Below are 1220 nucleotides of genomic sequence, written 5' to 3'. Positions count from 1 at the left end.
AGGTCGTGTCGAAAGAGCCCTCAAGGCCGTGCCTGGCGTCGCCGATGCGGTCGTCAATCTGGCGACCGAAAAGGCGAGCATCACCACCAACGCTGCGGTCGATCCTGCCACGCTCGTCAAGGCCGTGAAGGATGTAGGCTATGAGGTTCCGGAAAGTTTCTCCGCGCCGGCGGCGGCCTCGCTTGAGGTGGCGATCGAGGGTATGACCTGCGCCTCCTGCGTGGGTCGTGTCGAAAAGGCTCTCCGGGCCGTGCCCGGCGTCACCAACGCCGTCGTCAATCTCGCAACGGAGAAGGCCACGGTCCAGGGAACTGCCGACGCCGCTGTGGTGGTGGCAGCAATCGAAAACGCGGGTTATGACGCCAAGGTGATCGCGGCGGGATCCGGGGCCGCCCAAGTAGAGACCGATGATCGCGCCGCGAAGAAGGAAGCAGAACGCCGCGAACTGACCCGAGATTTCACCCTCGCAGCGGTGCTGACGGTGCCGGTCTTCATCCTGGAGATGGGCTCACACGTCATCCCGGGCATGCATGACCTGATCGCCTCGACCATCGGCATGCAGTCGAATTGGTACATCCAATTCGTGTTGACAACCATCGTCCTGTTCGTTCCGGGCATTCGCTTTTACGACAAGGGGCTTCCGGCACTTGGGCGGCTCGCCCCTGACATGAACTCGCTGGTCGCAGTCGGCACGCTGGCCGCCTATGGCTATTCGCTGGTGGCGACCTTCGCGCCCGGCTTCCTCCCCGCCGGAACGGTAAACGTCTATTTCGAGGCCGCCGCGGTGATCGTGACGCTTATCCTGCTCGGGCGGCTGCTCGAAGCGCGCGCCAAAGGCCGGACATCCGAGGCGATCAAGCGTCTCGTCGGCCTTCAGGCAAAAACGGCACGTGTGCGCAGGGACGGCAAGACGGTCGACCTGCCGATCGGTTCGGTCGTTTCCGGCGATATTGTCGAGGTTCGGCCCGGCGATCGCGTCCCGGTGGACGGCGAGGTCATCGAAGGCGAGAGTTATGTCGACGAATCGATGATCACCGGCGAGCCGATCCCGGTCTCCAAGAAGCACGGCAGCGAGGTGGTTGGCGGCACGGTCAACCAGAAGGGCGCTTTCGCGATCCGCGCCACTGCGGTCGGCGGCAACACAGTGCTGTCGCAGATCATCCGTATGGTGGAGGAAGCTCAAGGGTCGAAGCTGCCGATCCAGGCGCTGGTCGACAAAG

At 63.7% G+C, this 1220-nt stretch carries 1 protein-coding gene; it reads left to right on the top strand.

Features of this window, described 5'->3' with window-relative positions; translation table 11 throughout:
* Positions 1-1220, top strand: a 1220-nt coding sequence (locus tag ABWW28_RS27575) for a heavy metal translocating P-type ATPase (protein WP_353393015.1), incomplete at both ends; no start/stop codon positions are given.

The sequence above is a fragment of the Brucella sp. NBRC 14130 genome (genome assembly GCF_040371715.1).
Classification (GTDB): Bacteria; Pseudomonadota; Alphaproteobacteria; order Rhizobiales; family Rhizobiaceae; genus Brucella; species Brucella intermedia.
This window is presented reverse-complemented; position numbering and strand designations above follow the sequence as displayed.